Genomic DNA, 17,012 nt, shown 5'->3' with positions numbered 1-17,012 from the left:
GCGGCTCACCGCGGCCGGGACCCGCGCCAGCAGGCGATGACGTCCTCGGCCGTGGTGACGGTGGCGACGAGGGCGAGGGTGTTGCGGACCATCGCCGGGGTGTAGTCGACGGGCACCCCGGCGATGGCGTCGACGGGGACCACGGCCGTATAGCCGAGGTTGACCGCGTCGAAGACGGCGTTGGGTATCGCCACATTGGCCGACACGCCGGTGATGACGAGCGTGCGGCAGCCCAGGTTGCGCAGCAGCGCGTCCACGTCCGTCCCGGCGAGCGGCGAGAGTCCGTGCAGCCGCCGCACGATCAGGTCCTCGGGCGCGATCGGGATCGGCTCGGCGATCCGTACCGCGTCGCTGCCGGTCAGCTGCCGGACCGGCAGCCGCCCGGCGGCCCGGAACAGCCGCGCGTTCCGGTTCGAGCCGCGCCCGTCGGGGCGCCGCTCGGCCACCGCGTGCAGGACCTGTACGGGCGTGTCGTGCGCCGCCGACACCAGGCGGGCGACCGTGTCGAGCGCGCCCGAGTCCCGGGCGGCGGCGGCCAGCTCGGGCAGGGCGCCGCGCGGGCCGACCACGCCGCGCTGGCACTCCACGGTGAGCAGCGCACAACTCGCGGGGGTCAGCAGCTCGGACAGGGTTTCGCGGGCGGGCGAGGGCATGGTGGCCTCCTGCGGGCGGCGGTCCGATCCGGTCCGGTCCGGCCGCGCAGGCTAGTGGCCATTGCGGTGTTGTGGAAGAGACCTCATCCTGTGCGACACACATCAGTCACCGGGAGGTGCGGGAACCGATGTCCATCACTCAACGACGAGGCCGCCGCGTCATGATGACCCAGGCGGAGCTGGACTCCTACCTCACCGAGCAGCGCACCTGCCGGGTGGCGACGGTGTCCGCGGAGGGGCGGCCGCACATCAGCCCGCTGTGGTTCGGCTGGGACGGCGGCTCGCTGTGGCTGTACTCCATCACCCGCAGCCGCCGCTGGGCCCAGCTGCTGCGGGACCCGTGGGTCGCCGTGGTGATCGACGACGGGCACGAGTACGGGGAGCTGCGCGGCGTCGAACTGGCCGGCCGGGTGTCGATCGTCGGCGAGGCGCCGCGCATCGGCGAGCCGTGCCCCGAGCTCGACACGCCCGAGCGGCTGTTCGCGGCCAAGTACTTCGGGCTGTCCGCCATGCCGCACGACGGCCGTCACGCATGGCTGCGCCTGACGCCCGACACGATCAGCTCCTGGGACTTCCGCAAGCTCCCCTAGGTCGTGTCCGGGGGGCGGTCACGGCTCAGCCGCCGGTCCGCTCGCCCGCCGCCCGCAGGACGTCGACCGCCGCCCGGATCGAGGGCCTGCGGTCGGCGTCCGCGCGCCAGATGGCGTAGACGTGGCGCCGCATCGTGTGCTGGCGCAGCGGCACCACCCGCACCCCCTCGGGCACCGCGCCGCGGCCGAGCCGGGGTACCACGGCGACGCCGAGCCCGGCGGCGATGAGCGCGAGCTGGGTGTGGTGCTCCCGCGCGGTGTGGCAGATCCGCGGTTCCAGACCCTTGCCGCGCAGGGTGATCATCAGCCAGTCGAAGCAGAACCCTCCCTGGGGCCAGGAGATCCACTCGTCGTCGGCGAACTCCTCCGGATCCACCGCGTCCCGGTCGGCCAGCCGGTGGCCGACGGGCATGGCCAGGTCCACGGGGTCGTCCAGCAGTGGCGCCTTCACCAGCCCGTCGGGCATCGGCAGCGGCTTGTTGTACCAGTCCAGGACGACGGCCAGGTCGATGTCGCCGCGCACCACCGCGGGCACCGACTCGTCGGGCTCCATCTCCTGGAGCCGGGGGCGCAGCTGGGGGTGGTCGACGCGCAGCCTGCCCAGCGCGGCGGGGAAGATGCCGCGGACGGCGGTGGGGAAGGCGCCCATCAGCAGCTCGCCGACCGCCTGGCCGCGCTGCGCCTCGAGGTCGGCCTGGGCGAGTTCGACCTGGGAGAGGATGCGGGCGGCGTGGTCGGCGAGCAGCCGTCCGGCGTCGGTGAGACGCACCCCGCGGCCGTTCTTGGCGAGCAGCTGCTGCCCGGTCTCGCGCTCCAGTTTGGCCAGCTGCTGAGAGACGGCCGAGGTCGTGACGTGCAGCCCTTCGGCGGCGCCGCTCACGGAGCCGTGGCGGGACACGGCGTACAGCGTACGGAGGCGGTCCAGGTTCAACATATAAGCAATGCTACGCGATAGGGCACAGAAATTCTCGCTTGTCCTAAGCGGTCGGGAGGAGCCATGGTGGGGCCATGACCACAGGGACCGCCTCGCGCGCCACCGCTACCAGCGCCAACACGGCCGCCGCCCCGGCCGCTCTCGCCCCCACCCCCACCACGACCGCCGACCGCCCGCGCCTGGACTGGCGGATCCGCTTCGGTGCGCTCTCCCTGATCTGGGGCTTCAGCTTCCTGTTCATCAAGGTCGGCAACGAGGCGTTCGCGCCCCTGTACGTCACGCTGGGGCGGATGGTGTTCGGCACCGCCGTCCTGGTCGCGTTCCTGGTGGCGAAGCGGGAGCGGCTGCCGCGGGGCGCCCGGGTCTGGGGCCATCTGGCCGTGGCGGCCTTCTTCCTCAACGCCCTCCCCTTCTCGCTGTTCGCGTACGCCGAGCTGACCATCCCCTCCACCCTGGCCGGCATCTGCAACGCGTCCTCCCCGCTGTGGGGCATGCTGCTCGCCGTGGTCGCCGCCTCCGACGACCGGCCGACCCGGCGGCGCGTCGCGGGCCTGGGCATCGGCTTCGCCGGGGTGCTGGTGGTGCTCGGCGCGTGGCAGGGCTTCTCCGGCCAGGACCCGGCGGGCACCGCGATGGCGCTGGCCGCCTCGCTCAGCTACGCGGTCGGCTGGCAGTACGTCCGGCGCACGCTGGCCGGCACCGGCCACTCCCACCTGGCGATGTCCGGCGCCCAGTTGCTGCTGGGCACGGCCCAGCTGGCGGTCGTCGCCCCGCTGTTCGCCCCGGCCCCCGACTCCTTCCCGGTGCTGCCGCTGCTGTCGGTGATCGCGCTGGGCGCGCTCGGCACCGGCTTCGCCTTCCTGGTGCAGTACGGCCTGGTCGAGGAGGTCGGCCCGACCACCGCCATGATGGTGACGTACTTCGTCCCGGTCATCGCCACCACGGCGGGGGTGGCGATCCTCGGCGAGCACCTCGACTGGAACACGCCGGTCGGCGCGCTGATCGTGCTCGTGGGCGCGGCGCTGACCCAGACCCGGCCCCGCGCCAAGGCCCCTCGGGCCTGAGCGACCAGGCCCCGCCGCCTCAGCCATAGCGCCCCGCCGACATCGGCCCCGTCGCCGCCGCGAACGCGTCCGCGAGGGGGCCGATGTCGTCCGCGCCCAGCGCGGAGACGGTCAACCGCACCCCCGGCGGCGAGGCGATCCTGAACCGGGCCCCGGGCGCGACCGCCCACCCGGCCTGGAGCAGCCGGGCGACGGCACCGGTCTCGTCGGACACCGGCACCCATACGTTCATCCCGCTGCGCCCATGGGCGGCGATCCCCCGCTCGCGCAGGGCCCGCACCAGCGCGTCGCGCCGCTCGCCGTACGAGGCGGCCACCGCCGCGAGGTCCACCGCCCCGGTGCGCCACAGCCACGCCACCGCGTCCTGGAGCAGATGGCTGACCCAGCCGGGGCCCAGCCGCTGCCGGCCGCGCAGCCGGTCCAGGGTGACGACATCGCCGGTCAGCACGGCGAGCCGCAGATCGGGGCCGTACGCCTTGGCCACGGAGCGGACCAGCGCCCAGTGCTCCGTGCCGCCCGCCAGCGGGTGGAGCGGCAGGTCGACGATGCCGTGCCCATGGTCGTCCTCGATCAGCAGCGTGTGCGGATGGCGGCCCAGCACCGCGCGCAGCTCGCGGGCGCGCACGGCGCCGATCGCCGCGCCGGTCGGGTTCTGCGCCCGGCAGGTGACGATCAGCGCCCGCGCCCCGTCCCGCAGCGCCTCCTCGACCCGCCCGGGCAGCGGCCCGTCGTCGTCGATCGCGACGGGGACGGCGCGCAGCCCGAGGGCGGGGATCAGGTCGAGCAGGCTGCCCCAGCCCGGGTCCTCGACCGCGACGGCGTCGCCGGGCCGCAGGTGGGCGGCGAGCACCCGCTCGACGGCGTCCAGCGATCCGGAGGTGACGGCGACGGGGCCGCCGGGCACCCCGTCCGCGTCGAGGGCGGCGCGGGCCCGTCGGGCGAGTTCCGGGGAGACCTCGGGCGTGCCGTACAGCGCCGGGCGCTCGGCGCCCAGCGCGGCGGCCGCGGCGAGCGCCTCACCGAGCGGCGGCAGCAGGGCGGTGTCGGGGTTGCCGTCCCCGAGGTCGCGCACGCCGTCGGGGGGTTCGACGCGGATCTGCTCACGGGGGGTGGTGGCGGGGCGCGAGCGCACCCGGCTCCCCCTGCGGCCCGCGGTCTCGATCACTCCCCGGTCGCGCAGCGAGCGATAGGCGGCGGCGACGGTATTGGGATTGACGCCCAGCGTCGCGGCCAACTCGCGCATGGGGGGCAGAAGTTGGCCGGGCTCCAGGTCACCGGCGCCCACCGCACGCTCCACGCTCGCCGCGATCTCGGCTGCGCCACGCCCTTCGATCCGATACTCTCCTAGCACAAAACCTATTTTGCACTAGTTCAAAGGAGAGGGCAAATGACCGTCGCGAGCCCCGCCCCGGACGCCTACGAGCCGACCGACCGGACGGTGCCCACCCGGTCCCGCGAGCGCGCCTCGTACGACCGCGAGGTGGTGCACTCGATACTCGACGAGGGCTACCTCTGCCATCTGGGCTTCATCCGCGACGGCGCCCCTATTGTCCTGCCAACGCTGTACGCGCGGGTGGGCGAGCGGCTGTATGTGCACGGCTCGACCGGCTCCCGCCCGCTGCGGATGGCGAGCGGCGCGCAGGACCCGGGGATGCCGGTGTGTCTGACCGTCACCCATGTCGACGGGCTGGTCCTGGCCCGCTCCGCCTTCCACCACTCCATCAACTACCGCTCGGTGGTGGTGCACGGCGCCGCCCGCCAGGTGACCGACGAGACCGAGCGCGCCGAGGCCCTCGACGCCCTGGTCGACCATGTGGTGCCCGGCCGGGCGGCCGACTCCCGGCCCGCCAACGCCAAGGAGCTGGCCGCCACCGCCGTGCTCCGTCTGGACCTCGCCGAGGTCTCCGCGAAGATCCGCACCGGTGGCCCGAACGACGACCCCGAGGACCTGGCGCTCCCCTACTGGAGCGGGGTGCTGCCGGTTGCGCGGACCTACGGCGCGCCGGTGCCCGCGGCCGACCTGGCGGCCGACACGCCGGTGCCCGACTACCTCACCCGCCTCTGACGGAACCCGGCACGCCCGCGGCGAACGCCCGGCCGGTCAGCAGGCGGTCGCCGAGTCCGCCGACCGGCCGGTGGCCGCCCGCCGGTCACCGGCTTCGGCCGGCGCCGATCCGGCCGCCGACCCCGCCACCGACCCTGCCACCGGCTCGGCCACCACGGCCGCCTTCGGCGCCGAGGTCTGCGCGATGAACGCGCCGGCCAGCACCACCCCGCCGCCCACGAGCTGCGGCAGCGACAGGTGTTCGTCCAGCAGCACCCAGGCCAGCACCGTGGCCACGACCGCCTCCAGACAAGCGACCACCCCGGCCACCTGCGGCGACAGCCTGCGCACCGAGACGACCCCGGTGAGATAGGCGACCACCGTCGCGACCAGGACGATCCACCCGAGCAGCAGCACGGCCGGCACCCGCGCGCCGGCCAGATCGGCCCGGCCGGCCAGCACCGACCAGTCCAGATTCCAGGGGCGCGCCACCACGGTCAGCGCCACCGTGCCGACGAGCAGCCCATGCGCGATGACGCCCAGCGGATCGGCGGCGTTCTCTCCGTCGCCGCCGTGGTCGGCCAGGACGAAGTAGCCGACCTGGCAGCAGGCAGCGGCCAGGGCGAGCAACAGCCCGACGGCGTCGAAGCTCAGCCCCGACCACACCTCGACCACACAGGCCAGCCCGCCGACCGCGAGCACGACCCCCACCGCCGCAGCGCGGCTCACCGGACGCCGCTGAACGAACCGCACCCAGCCGAGGACCATGGCGGGGGCCAGATATTCGACGAGGAGCGCGACACCGACCGGGATCCGCGATATCGCGCCGAAGTAGCACGCCTGCACCCCCGCGACGGCCAGCAGGCCGAACCCCACCAGCAGCGCGGGGCGGCGGGCGGGCAGGGCGCGGTGGTTCCAGGCGACCGGCAGCATGATCAAGGCGGCGCCCGCCACCCGCAACCAGGTGGCCTGGAGCGGTTCGAGACCCGCCTCGATCAGCGGTTTGGCCGCCACCCCCGACCCGCCGAACGCGAGTGCCGACGTGAGCGCGAGCCCCAGCCCCGCGTTTCTCGTCCGTCCCGGACCCTGCCCCTGAGTGTCGTGCATCGGATCATCATGTCAGCTTCAGGACATGACCGTCATGTCGTTGACTCCTGGCGCATCTCGCCGTTCAGGGCCGCGACCAGCAGTTCCGCGTCGACGCCCGCCCGTCGCAGCACCTCCACCGCGCGACACTCCGGGTCGCCGGCGAGGGCGGCGAGGAGATCGGGCCCCTCGGCCCGGGACGCGCCGCGGGCCCCGGCCCGGGCGATCGCTCCGCCCATGGCCGCCGCGGCGGCGGGCGACCAGCCGGACAGGGCCCCGCCGCCGAGCCTGCCGTCGCCCCCGTCACCATCCCGGGGGCACATCCGGGGCACCGCACCGGAGTCCTCCACCGACCCGCTCCACTGCACGCCGTAGCCGATGGCGCGCTGCGCCAGATAGCCGAGCAACCGCGCGACCTGCGGCGGGCCGCCGGCTATCGCGGCCCGCGCCCGGGGGTCCGCCTCGAGCAGGGTGTGCAGCAGATGGGCCGTGTCGACCTGCCGGTCGCCATCGCGGAACGCCCGTCTGCGCGCCCCCGCGACCACCGCGGCCAGCTCCTCGCCGAGCCGGCCCTCGAATCCGGCGCCGACCTGGCCGGTGGGGCCGGTGTCGCGGGTGGTGCCGGTCTCAGGGGTACTTTTTCGCACGCTCTCACCCCATCAGTCCCCGGAGTCCGGAGCATCCCCGCCGGGAAGCATGTGGGCCTCCCACCATAGTTGGGTATCGACGGCCGGATCTCCTCCTCGCGGAGGAGCACACCATATTCCTGACGGTCCGTCAGTATTGAATGTTGACGGCGCCGGGGCTACGTTGCGCGACACCGCCGGGGCTCCCGGGCCACAGCGCCCGACCCGGGCGATCCAGGCGATCCGAGCGTCGCGGAACTCCACGGAAGGGGTGGCCCCATGGCCGAGGTCAGCGCCCAGGCGCGCATCGAGGCATCGGCCGAGAAGGTGTGGGCCCAGCTGACGGACTTCACCTCGTGGGGCCGGTGGAACGCCACCCACACCGGCTTCCCGGAGGGCGGCCCCGCCACCCTCGAAGCGGGGGCGGTCTATCAGGAGAACATGAAGCTGATGGGCTTTCCGGCGGAGGTGGCCTGGACCGTCGAGGCCTGTGAGCCGGGCCGGGTGTTCGCCACCCGGGGCAAGGGCCCCATGGGGGTGAATCTGACCATGCGCTATGCGCTGACGCCGGAGGGCGAGACCACGACGGTCCGCGTCGACGGCGAGTTCACCGGCCCCGCGGTCTCCCTCATGGCCGGAAAGCTCAGGGACTCGGCGACCGCCGCGCTCAACGAGTCGCTGCGCAAGCTCGGCGGACTGGTCGCCTGAGACACCCCCGCACCCCCGGCCCGCTCCCCCCGCTCAACTCTCGTCGCTCTGGTCGTCCTGGTCGGCGAGGATCAGATACAGCCGCTTGCGGGAGTCGTTGATCACCGCGACGGCCTTCTGCCGCTGCTCGGGCGAGCCGGTCTTCCAGACCTGCGCGAACGCCTCCATCAGCCCGAAGCCCGCCTGCCGGATCTCCTGCATCGACTCCCAGTCGACGCCGCGCCCGACCTCCTCCCAGGGGGCCTGCGCCCCGGACTCGGCCTCGACCCGGCCCTCGTCGGTGAGGGCGAACAGCTTCTTCCCGCCCTCGCTCGCGCTGCTGATCAGCCCCTCGTCCTCGAGCAGCTGGAGCGTCGGATAGACGGACCCGGGGCTCGGCCGCCAGGCGCCGGCGCTGCGCTCGGCGATCTCCTGGATCATCTCGTAGCCGTGCATCGGGCGGTCCCGCAGCAGCGCCAGGATCGAGGCGCGCACATCGCCGCGCCGCGCCCTCCCGCGCGGGCCGCCCCGGCCGCGGCCGCCGAACGGGGGGCCGCCGAAGGGCGGGCCGAACGGGCCGAAGGCCGCACGCCGTCCCTCGAACTCAGCCCGGCCGCGCTGTCCGCGCTGGCCCGGTCCGAAGTGTTCATGTCCATGGTGACGCATGACGTTTCCTTTCATCGTCGAACTGTCACGATGCTTCGACGATATATCGGAACCGATCGTATGGCAAGGCCCATGCGACCGGCCGGACCGATCAGGAATCAAGAAGCGCCGGTCATCGAGCCACGCCTAGCCTGGCCACCACGGATCGAGCAGCCGTACGGCACACGAACGCCGTACCGTTGCCGCGACCGCACCGACGAACCAGACGTACCACCCAAAGCTCGCGCAGGCGGCCCCGCCTCACAGATGGAGACACGATGAGCACGACCACGAGGACGGACACGCAGTCACCCGCGCCGCACATCGCCGACAGCCACGATCTGATCCGCGTGCACGGCGCGCGCGAGAACAACCTCAAGGACGTCAGCATCGAGATCCCGAAGCGCCGGCTGACGGTGTTCACCGGCGTCTCCGGCTCGGGCAAGAGCTCGCTGGTCTTCAACACGATCGCCGGGGAGTCCCAGCGGCTGATCAACGAGACGTACAGCGCGTTCGTGCAGGGCTTCATGCCGACGTCGGCGCGGCCCGAGGTCGACGTCCTCGACGGGCTGACCACCGTGATCACCGTCGACCAGCAGCGGATGGGCGCCGACCCCCGCTCCACGGTCGGCACCGCCACCGACGCCAACGCGATGCTGCGCATCCTCTTCAGCCGGCTCGGGAAGCCGCACATCGGCCCGCCCAGCGCGTACGCCTTCAACGTCCCCTCGGTCCGGGCGAGCGGGGCGATCACCGTCGAGCGCGGCGCCAAGAAGGCGGTGAAGGCGACCTTCAGCCGCACCGGCGGCATGTGCACGCGCTGCGAAGGCCGGGGCTCGGTCACCGATCTCGACCTCACCCAGCTCTACGACGACACGAAGTCACTCGCCGAAGGCGCGATCACTGTCCCCGGCTACAAGGGGGGCGGCTGGAACTCCCGGCTCTACGCCGAGTCGGGCTTCTTCTCCCCGGACAAACCGATCCGCACGTTCACCAAGAAGGAGCTGCACGACTTCCTCCACCGCGAGCCGACCCGGATGAAGATCGCGGGGATCAACATGACCTACGAAGGGCTGATCCCGCGGATCCAGAAGTCGATGCTCTCCAAGGACAAGGAGGCGATGCAGCCGCACATCCGGGAGTTCGTGGACCGGGCGGTCACCTTCACCACCTGCCCCGAGTGCGACGGCACCCGGCTCAGCGAGGGCGCCCGCTCGTCGAAGATCAAGAAGATCAGCATCGCCGACGCCTGCGCGATGCAGATCAGCGACCTGGCGGAATGGGTGCGCGGCATCAAGGAACCGTCGGTGGCGCCGCTGCTCACCGCGCTGCGGCAGACCCTCGACTCGTTCGTGGAGATCGGACTGGGCTATCTCTCCCTCGACCGCCCGGCGGGCACCCTCTCGGGCGGCGAGGCACAGCGCACCAAGATGATCCGCCACCTCGGCTCCTCGCTCACCGATGTCACCTATGTCTTCGACGAGCCCACCACGGGCCTGCACCCCCATGACATCCAGCGGATGAACGACCTGCTGCTGCGGCTGCGGAACAAGGGCAACACGGTGCTCGTCGTGGAGCACAAACCGCAGACCATCGCGATCGCCGACCACGTCGTCGACCTCGGCCCCGGCGCCGGTACGGCGGGCGGCACCGTCTGCTTCGAGGGCACCGTCGAGGGGCTGCGGGCCGGCGGCACCGTCACCGGCCGCCACCTCGACGACCGGACCGGCCTCAAGGAGACGGTGCGGACGCCCAAGGGCCGACTTCCGATCCGCGGCGCGACGACGCACAACCTGCGGAACGTGGACGTCGACATCCCGCTCGGGGTGCTCTGCGTGGTCACCGGAGTGGCGGGCTCCGGCAAGAGCTCCCTCGTACACGACTCGCTGCGGCAACAGCCGGGGGCCACCGACCAGGGCGTCGTCTCCGTCGACCAGAGCGCGATCCGCGGCTCCAGGCGGAGCAACCCGGCGACGTACACCGGGCTGCTCGACCCGATCCGCAAGGCGTTCGCGCAGGCCAACGGCGTGAAGCCGGCGCTGTTCAGCGCCAACTCCGAGGGCGCCTGCCCCACCTGCAACGGCGCCGGCGTCGTCTACACCGACCTGGCGATGATGGCCGGTGTCTCCACCACCTGCGAGGACTGCGAGGGGAAGCGGTTCGAGGCATCGGTGCTGGAGTACCACCTCGGCGGCCGCGACATCAGCGAGGTGCTCGCGATGTCGGTGGCCGAGGCCGAGGAGTTCTTCGGCGCCGGGGATGCGCGCAGCCCGGCCGCGCAGCGCGTCCTCGGCCGGCTCGCCGACGTCGGGCTCGGCTATCTCACCCTCGGCCAGCCGCTGACCACGCTGTCCGGCGGCGAGCGGCAGCGGCTCAAGCTGGCCACCCACATGGCCGAGAAGGGCGGCGTCTACGTGCTCGACGAGCCGACCGCCGGCCTGCACCTCGCCGACGTCGAGCAGTTGCTCGGCCTGCTCGACCGGCTCGTCGGCTCCGGCAAGTCGGTCATCGTGGTCGAGCACCACCCGGCGGTCATGGCGCACGCCGACTGGATCATCGACCTCGGCCCCGGCGCCGGACACGACGGCGGCCGGATCGTCTTCGAGGGCGCCCCCGCCGACCTCGTCGCCGACCGCTCCACCCTCACCGGCGAGCACCTCGCCGCCTACGTCGGAGCCTGAACGAGGCCCGGGCGGAACGTCGTCCCGCGGGGCGGGTCAGGCCGTCGGCAGCCAGTCGACCCTGCCCGCCAACAGGGCGTATCCGACGAAGGCCACGATGTCGATCAGGGCGTGCGCGGCCACCAGCGGCCCGACCCGCCCCCAGCGGCGGTAGAGCAGCACGAACACCACGCCCATCGCCACATTGCCGAAGAAGCCGCCGATGCCCTGATAGAGGTGGTACGAGCCGCGCAGCACCGAGCTCGCCAGCAGCGCGGCCATCGGCGTCCAGCCCAACTGCCCGAGCCTGCGCAGCAGATAGCCGACGACGATCACCTCCTCCAGCACGGAGTTCTGCACGGCGGAGGCGATCAGCACGGGCATCTTCCACCACACGTCGGGCAGCGCCTCGGGCACCACCGTCAGATTGGCCCCGGCCGCCCGCGCCCCGAGGTAGAGCAGCAGCCCGGTGCCGCCTATCGCGGCGGCCAGCGCGGCGCCCCGGCCCAGGTCGAAGGCCGGCCGCCGCCGGTCGAAGCCGATGGCGCGCAGCCCGGCGCCCTCCCGCAGCAGCAGATGGGCCACCAGCGCGACCGGCACCAGCGCGGTGGAGATCCCGAAGAGCTGCCAGGCCAGATCCAGCCAGGGCCGGCCCGGCGCCTGTGAGGCGTTGAGCGTGGCCGCCTTGTCCTTCAGCCCGCCGGGCGCGGTCACCGAGCCGATGAAGCTGATCAGCGCCGACACACCGCTCGCGCCCAGCGACAGCGCCAGGACCAGGAGCGTCTCCTGGCGCAGGGTGCGTTCCGAGAGGCCGCCCCCGGGCGGGGAAAGCTCCATGTCACGCGCGTGTGACTGCACCCGTGCCTCCAATTCCGCTTTTTCGCCTCATGGGTGGTCGTGTGCCGCTAGGGTCTCGAAAACAGTTCCGAAGACAGCGCGCGGCCGTCGGGAAGGGGCGCTGTCCTCCTTGCGCGCCTCACTCCTGACAGCTTCATCCTCACAGGAGACGCAGCACATGGGACGTCACAGTCTGCCCGAGGACTCAACCGGCCCTGACCACTCGCCACGGCAGGACCCTACGGGGTCCCGGTCCGCAGCCCGCCGCCGGGCCGTCGCGATCTGCACCGCGGTCGTGCTGGCCCTGGCCATCGGTGCCGCGCTGGTCCTGCGCGGCGCATTACTGACCCCGATGAAGTCCTGCGCGAGCGACGCCGTCCGCCTCGGAGTGGCCGCCTCCCCGGACATCGCCCCGGCGGTGCGCGAGGTCGCCGAGCGCGCCCGGTCCGCCCAGGTCCGGTCCGACGGCCGCTGTCTCGATGTGAAGGTCACCAGCCGGGCATCCGGGGACGTAGCCGGCGCGCTCGTCAAGGACGGCCGCGACCCGGGATTCCAGGTGTGGCTGCCGGACTCCAGCGTGTGGGTCGACCGCGTGTCGTCCTCCGCCCCCAAGGCCGTCCCGCTGGACACGCTCGGCGGCGTCGCGTCCTCGCCGGTCGGCGTGGCGGCGACCCCGCCGGCCGCGGAGCGGCTCGGCTGGCCCGAGAAGAGGTACAGCTGGGCCCGGCTGGCCGGGGCCGCGACCGGCAGCACGGATCTGCGGCTCGGAGCGGCTGACCCGGCGCGCAGCGCCACCGGGCTGCTCGCCCTCGCCCGCGTCAACGCCTCAATAGCCGAGGAGGGCGGCGGCCCCGGAAAGGGCGGCCCGGCCGACACGCGGGCCGCGGCCGCCGCGAAGCTGCTCTCCGAGCGCACCTCCGACAGCGACGACCAGGTCCTGACCACGCTGCCGCGTGACGGCTCGGGCGCGGAGGAGGGGAATCCGCGGCGCAATCAGGCGCTGTTCCTGTCCGAGCAGGCCGCGTACCGCCACAACACGCGGGCCGGCGACGCCCCTCGGCTGCGGCTGTTCTACCCCGCGGACGGCACCGCCGAGCTCGACTACCCGTACACGGTGCGCGGCGGCGACTCTGTCACCACCGCGCGCGCCCGGGCCGCCACCCGCTTCATGACCTTCCTGGCCGACGCCGAGAGCCGCCGGATCCTCTCCGGACACGGCTTCCGGTCGGCGAGCGGCAAGGCGGTCGAGGAGGTGGCCCGTACGGCCGGCGGCAAGGCGCCCCAGCCGTACCGGGCGGTCCCGGGCTCGGGGCCGTCGAGCGCGGAGCTGGACACCGCGCTGGGCATGTGGACGATCACCGTGCAGAGCGCCCGGCTGAACACGGTCGTGGACGCCTCGGCCTCCATGTCGGCCCCGGTGCCCGGGCGGCGCGGCGAGTCCCGGATGGACGTCACCAAGGCGTCCCTGCTCCAGGCGCTGTCGCAGTTCACGCCGGAGGACGAGATCGGGCTGTGGGAGTTCTCCAGGCGGCTCGACGGCGCCCGGGACTACCGCGAGCTGGTCCCGACCCGCAGGCTCGGCCTGAGCAGCGCGGACGGGTCCACCCAGCGCGATCGGCTGACGGCCGCCTTCGGCGCCCTGGAGCCGGTGGCGGGCGGGGCGACCGGGCTGTACGACACGACGCTCGCGGCGTATCGGAAGGCACGCGACGGCTATGCGGAGGGCAAGTTCAACGCCGTCGTGATCCTCACCGACGGGTCCAACCAGGACGAGGGCAGCATCTCGCTCGGGGCGCTGGTCAAAGAGCTGGACCGGCTCACCGACCCGGACCGCCCGGTGCCGCTGATCACCATCGCCGTCGGTCCGGACGCCGATCTGTCGGCGTGCGAGGAGATCGCGAAGGCGACGGGCGGATCGGCGCAGCAGGTGGCCGACCCGGCGCAGATCAACGCGGTGATCCTCAAGGCGATCGTGTCGGCGAGCCAGGCGGGCACCGGGACGAGGTGAGCAGGCGGGCGGGGACGCGCCCGCCCGTCCACCGCGTCCGTGGTCAGTCGGCGAGGCCGACCGGCCAGGTGTGGACCGGCTCGCCGGTGCGCATCAGCTCGCAGTAGCGGCGGGTCATCGCCGCCAGCGCGCCGTCCCGGTCGAGCCCCCTCCCCCTCGCCCGGTGATACGTGGCGGCCTGCCAGGACGCGCCGTTGACCCGCAGTCGGCAGCGCTCCTCGATGATCCCCAGATAGCGCTCGCGGTCGGCCGGCTCGACGCCCCAGGCGTCGAGCCCGGCGGCGGCCAGCGGCAGCAGCTCCTCCTGGACCAGCCGGACGGCGGGGATGCGCACGGTCGACGAGGAGCGGCCGCCCGGCTTGGGCCACCGCAGGACCGCGTCGATGCCATGGCGGCAGGCGGTGTCGAAGTTGGCCGCCGCGGCCTCGAACGGCAGCCGCTTCCACACCGGGCGCGGCTCCTCGGCGAGCGCCCGCACCAGGCCGTAGTAGAAGGCGGCGTTGGCGATGACATCGGCGACGGTGGGCCCGGCGGGCAGCACCCGGTTCTCCACCCTCAGATGCGGCACGCCGTCGGCGACCGCGTACACGGGGCGGTTCCAGCGGTAGATGGTGCCGTTGTGCAGCACCAGTTCGTTCAGCCGCGGCACCCTGCCGTCGTCCAGCTCCCGCAGCGGGTCCTCGTCCCCCGCGGTCGACAGCAGCGGCGGGAAGAAGCGCAGATTCTCCTCGAAGAGCTCATACGCGTCGCTGATCCAGCGCTCGCCGAACCAGGTGCGGGGACGCACGCCCTGGGCCGCGAACTCCGGCGGGCGGACGTCGGTGGCCTGGAGGAACAGCGGTGGCCGGGACTCGCTCCACACCTCCCGGCCGAACAGGAAGGGGGAGTTGGCACCCACCGCGATCTGCGCGGCGGCCACCGCCTGGGCCGCGTTCCACACGGCCGCGAACCGGCCGGGGGTCACCTGGAGATGCAGTTGGACCGAGGTGCAGGCGGCCTCCGGGGCGATCGAGCCGGAGGCGTAGCGGAACCTCTCCTCCCCTTCGATGTCGATGAGGAAATCCTCGCCGCGGGCGGCCAGCATCTGTTCGTTGAGGAGTTTGTAGCGGTCGTCGTAGGAGAGGTTCGTGGAGCCCAGGTCATGGGCGGCGAGGGTGGGGAGAATTCCGATCATAACGATCTCGGAGGCCACTTCCCCCGCCTTGCGATCGGCATATGACAACCCCGTTCGGAGCTCTTCCGCCAACTGGTCGAGAACCCTTCCGTGCAATCGGTGGGGCACGATGTTTACTTCAAGATTGCACTGCCCGAGTTCGGTCTGGAAATCATGGCTGGCGATTCTCTCCAGAACCTCCGCGTTCAACATCCTCGGCATCCCGTCGGCGCCCGCGAGATTCAGCTCGATCTCCAGCCCCATGAGATTCTTCGGACGGTCGAATCGCTTCTCGGCCAGGAGCCGGGCCAGCGCTTCGAGACCCTGTCGGAGCCTCACGCGCTGCCGCTGCCGTCCGGACGGATCGAACTCCCCGGCTATGACCTTCTCCCCCATCGAAGCGTCCTTCCTCGAGTGGATCAACGGCCCCCGGCCGCGTACATCACGCTCGATGATGCCCAGCCAATGTGATCGATAACGCCACGCGCCGACCCCTCAGCCGATAGGCTCTGCACAGCCCCGCATTGCCGTGATGAAAAACACTGGCGACTTCAAGCCTACCCCGGCTGGGTTAAAATGCCAGGTCATATCCGTGCATATGGCAGAGAATCGGCGAAAATCCCCTCGCCCCGGCGGGCCGGATAAGTGCTTGTCCGCAATACCGGGGACAGGTACGTGAAACAAGACGGGAACACTTGTCGTATAAACTCGGCAACCGAGGCAGAGAGACAACGCCCTGATGTCCCGTCAGGCCCCTCTGACCCGCACACTCCGACAGCGCCATCCGCACCTGGCACGCCAGCGCTCCACCGTGTCTCCGAAGTGAGAGGCGACCCACCATGCCGCTGCACGTCCCTCCGGCTCCAGCGCCTGCTCTGAACAGCATCCGCACGGCCCTTGGCTCTCCCACCGCCGTCCGTACCCCGCTCCTCGGCTCCCTGGACGGACCGTTCGAGCTCGAACTCCCGCTCCCCGTCCACGTCCTGGACGACATCACCGCCCCCGACGGCCCGCCGACGGCGCGGCTCACCGGATGGCGGTTCCTGATCCGCGACACCGAGCGGACGGTGGCCTCCGCCGAGGCGATGCTGACCGCCGACGGCTGGGTCTTCTCGCAATTCTCCGAAGGCCCGTACGTGTCGTCGGCCGAACTGGCGCTGAGCCAGGCCGAGTCGCTGTCCTCGGTCCATCAGCCCAGGCTGCTGTCCATCCCGGAGCTGTACATGCTGACGCTGTGGCTGCGCGGCGACCCGACCGCCGACGCCTCCGAAGGCCACCTCGCCGCGGAAGACCTGCTGGTGCCGCTGACCCCCGCCCCGCCGGGCATCGCCGCCCACCGCGCGTACCGCGCGGCGGATCTGCTGCCGGTGCTCACGCTCCGGCTGACGCGGACGCCGCTGCTCGGCTCGTCGGCCTGACGGCCCGCGGCGCCCGCCGCCGCCCCGCGCCCGAGCGCCCCGTGATCCGAGGATCACGGGGCGCTCCGCTGCGGGCTCGTAACAGTCCCGTCAGGATGAACCGTCCACTCGTGTGATGCGTCATTATCAAGCGAGTACCGGTGCCGTGAAATCCCTGCGGAAACCGGCCCGTAGGGCAACACTTGGAGCATCCGACCGACTGACCAACGGGGGGCGGCCATGACTGCCGCAGCAAGCCACAGGACACTTTCCACATCGCAGCGAGAGATCTCTTCCATGTGCCAGCATCAGCCCGCGTGCCCGTCAGCCGACTCCGCCGACCGGGAGGCCGCCCACCTCGTGGCGCACCACCCCGAGCAGGGCTGGAGCCTGCTGTGCAATGGCGTCCTGCTCTTCGAGGACACCGGCGAGCTGCTGCCGGACGGACAGATCATCGCCCCGCGCCGGCCGCTGGGCGCCGAGCGCGTCGCCACCGCGGCCTGACCATCGCGGTCTGACCCTCGCGGTCTGACCACCACGGCCCGGCGCTCCGACCGGGCCCGCGCTCCATCAGGGGCCGGCCGGCGTGTCCGCCGCACCGGCCCCGTACCCGACCGCGCCCGGCGGG

At 72.5% G+C, this 17,012-nt stretch carries 16 protein-coding genes; 8 read left to right on the top strand and 8 right to left on the bottom strand.

Annotation, left to right across the window (positions count from 1 at the left end; all coding sequences use genetic code 11):
* Positions 1-5: 5 nt before the first annotated feature.
* Positions 6-653, bottom strand: coding sequence for an isochorismatase family protein (locus ACH4S9_RS18740; protein WP_398373075.1), 648 nt, complete (start codon positions 651-653; stop codon positions 6-8).
* 128 nt (positions 654-781) lie between these two features.
* Between ACH4S9_RS18740 and ACH4S9_RS18735 the strand changes: the two genes are divergently transcribed.
* On the top strand, positions 782-1,243 hold the full coding sequence (locus tag ACH4S9_RS18735) for a pyridoxamine 5'-phosphate oxidase family protein (RefSeq protein ID WP_361189817.1): 462 nt from the start codon (positions 782-784) through the stop codon (positions 1,241-1,243).
* A gap of 25 nt (positions 1,244-1,268) precedes the next feature.
* Here ACH4S9_RS18735 and ACH4S9_RS18730 read toward each other — a convergent pair whose 3' ends face one another.
* Positions 1,269-2,177 carry a LysR family transcriptional regulator gene (locus tag ACH4S9_RS18730; protein WP_398373072.1) on the bottom strand — a complete coding sequence of 303 codons (909 nt, stop codon included), beginning with the start codon at positions 2,175-2,177 and terminating at the stop codon, positions 1,269-1,271.
* Positions 2,178-2,251: 74 nt separating this feature from the next.
* Between ACH4S9_RS18730 and ACH4S9_RS18725 the strand changes: the two genes are divergently transcribed.
* A complete protein-coding gene (locus ACH4S9_RS18725) occupies positions 2,252-3,241 on the top strand; it encodes a DMT family transporter (protein ID WP_398373070.1) in 990 nt (329 codons plus the stop codon).
* A 19-nt stretch (positions 3,242-3,260) separates the two neighbouring features.
* On the opposite strand, the gene ACH4S9_RS18720 is transcribed toward ACH4S9_RS18725, so the two are convergent.
* Positions 3,261-4,592, bottom strand: a complete 1,332-nt coding sequence (locus tag ACH4S9_RS18720; protein WP_398373068.1) for an aminotransferase class I/II-fold pyridoxal phosphate-dependent enzyme — start codon at positions 4,590-4,592, stop codon at positions 3,261-3,263.
* Positions 4,593-4,628: 36 nt separating this feature from the next.
* Between ACH4S9_RS18720 and ACH4S9_RS18715 the strand changes: the two genes are divergently transcribed.
* The gene (locus tag ACH4S9_RS18715) at positions 4,629-5,306 is read left to right on the top strand and encodes a pyridoxamine 5'-phosphate oxidase family protein (RefSeq protein ID WP_398373066.1); all 678 of its coding nucleotides are present in this window, start codon (positions 4,629-4,631) and stop codon (positions 5,304-5,306) included.
* A gap of 36 nt (positions 5,307-5,342) precedes the next feature.
* On the opposite strand, the gene ACH4S9_RS18710 is transcribed toward ACH4S9_RS18715, so the two are convergent.
* Entirely contained in the window at positions 5,343-6,392 is a 1,050-nt protein-coding gene (locus ACH4S9_RS18710; protein WP_398373064.1) for an EamA family transporter, read from the bottom strand.
* 32 nt (positions 6,393-6,424) lie between these two features.
* Positions 6,425-7,018 (bottom strand): Clp protease N-terminal domain-containing protein, encoded by a 594-nt coding sequence (locus ACH4S9_RS18705; protein WP_385348772.1) that lies wholly within the window; start codon positions 7,016-7,018, stop codon positions 6,425-6,427.
* A 258-nt stretch (positions 7,019-7,276) separates the two neighbouring features.
* Here ACH4S9_RS18705 and ACH4S9_RS18700 point away from each other — a divergent pair, with 258 nt between their 5' ends.
* Positions 7,277-7,705: an SRPBCC family protein gene (locus ACH4S9_RS18700; RefSeq protein ID WP_398373062.1), complete on the top strand. Its 429-nt coding sequence runs from the start codon at positions 7,277-7,279 to the stop codon at positions 7,703-7,705.
* 33 nt (positions 7,706-7,738) lie between these two features.
* Here the strand turns inward: ACH4S9_RS18700 and ACH4S9_RS18695 are convergent, their stop codons facing one another.
* On the bottom strand, positions 7,739-8,350 hold the full coding sequence (locus tag ACH4S9_RS18695; RefSeq protein WP_361189835.1) for a PadR family transcriptional regulator: 612 nt from the start codon (positions 8,348-8,350) through the stop codon (positions 7,739-7,741).
* 257 nt (positions 8,351-8,607) lie between these two features.
* On the opposite strand from ACH4S9_RS18695, the gene ACH4S9_RS18690 reads away from it, so the two are divergent.
* Positions 8,608-11,010, top strand: coding sequence for an ATP-binding cassette domain-containing protein (locus ACH4S9_RS18690; protein WP_398373059.1), 2,403 nt, complete (start codon positions 8,608-8,610; stop codon positions 11,008-11,010).
* 36 nt (positions 11,011-11,046) lie between these two features.
* On the opposite strand, the gene ACH4S9_RS18685 is transcribed toward ACH4S9_RS18690, so the two are convergent.
* Positions 11,047-11,826 (bottom strand): CPBP family intramembrane glutamic endopeptidase, encoded by a 780-nt coding sequence (locus ACH4S9_RS18685; protein ID WP_311729588.1) that lies wholly within the window; start codon positions 11,824-11,826, stop codon positions 11,047-11,049.
* 178 nt (positions 11,827-12,004) lie between these two features.
* On the opposite strand from ACH4S9_RS18685, the gene ACH4S9_RS18680 reads away from it, so the two are divergent.
* On the top strand, positions 12,005-13,834 hold the full coding sequence (locus ACH4S9_RS18680) for a substrate-binding domain-containing protein (protein ID WP_398373057.1): 1,830 nt from the start codon (positions 12,005-12,007) through the stop codon (positions 13,832-13,834).
* Between the two features lie 43 nt (positions 13,835-13,877).
* Here the strand turns inward: ACH4S9_RS18680 and ACH4S9_RS18675 are convergent, their stop codons facing one another.
* A complete protein-coding gene (locus ACH4S9_RS18675) occupies positions 13,878-15,383 on the bottom strand; it encodes a glutamate-cysteine ligase family protein (protein WP_398373055.1) in 1,506 nt (501 codons plus the stop codon).
* 443 nt (positions 15,384-15,826) lie between these two features.
* Here ACH4S9_RS18675 and ACH4S9_RS18670 point away from each other — a divergent pair, with 443 nt between their 5' ends.
* Both ACH4S9_RS18670 and ACH4S9_RS18665 read left to right on the top strand, forming a co-directional pair.
* Positions 15,827-16,405 (top strand): hypothetical protein, encoded by a 579-nt coding sequence (locus ACH4S9_RS18670; protein WP_398373053.1) that lies wholly within the window; start codon positions 15,827-15,829, stop codon positions 16,403-16,405.
* A 276-nt stretch (positions 16,406-16,681) separates the two neighbouring features.
* Complete coding sequence (locus tag ACH4S9_RS18665; RefSeq protein ID WP_352132752.1) at positions 16,682-16,888, top strand: DUF5999 family protein; 207 nt, start codon at positions 16,682-16,684, stop codon at positions 16,886-16,888.
* The last annotated feature ends 124 nt before the right edge of the window (positions 16,889-17,012 follow it).

Source organism: Streptomyces sp. NPDC021225, assembly GCF_044332865.1.
Lineage (GTDB): Bacteria > Actinomycetota > Actinomycetes > Streptomycetales > Streptomycetaceae > Streptomyces.
This window is presented reverse-complemented; position numbering and strand designations above follow the sequence as displayed.